Annotated in this window: 1 pseudogene; it reads right to left on the bottom strand. The window is 63.8% G+C overall.

From position 1 onward, the window contains the following. Positions 1-340, bottom strand: a pseudogene (locus tag HZU72_RS23610) (dihydroxy-acid dehydratase domain-containing protein); the annotation flags it as partial.

Below are 340 nucleotides of genomic sequence, written 5' to 3'. Positions count from 1 at the left end.
GCCATGCCGTGATAACCCCGCGGGCCGCAGTGCTTCATGACCAGAATATCGTTGGCTTCCACATCCAGGTCCGGGTCGTTGATGCGCGCTTTGTAGTCGTCGAAGTCCTCGAACACCACCGCGCGACCGCGGTGCTGCATGAGTTCGGCCGTTGCCGCCGAGGGCTTGAGCACCGCGCCGTTGGGGGCCAGGTTGCCGCGCACCACGCAGATGCCGCCGTCCGCCGTGAGCGGATTATCCAGCGGGCGAATCACTTCATCGTTATACAGCGGGGCGTCCTGGACATTCTCCCACAGGGTTTTGCCGTTGACAGTGAGCGCGTCCTTGAAGGGCAGCCGGT

Origin of the sequence: Vreelandella sedimenti (assembly GCF_013416325.1) — a bacterium.
In the GTDB taxonomy this organism is placed as follows: domain Bacteria; phylum Pseudomonadota; class Gammaproteobacteria; order Pseudomonadales; family Halomonadaceae; genus Vreelandella; species Vreelandella sedimenti.
Note: the sequence above shows the minus strand (reverse complement) of the source record. Positions and strands in the feature narration are given on the sequence as shown.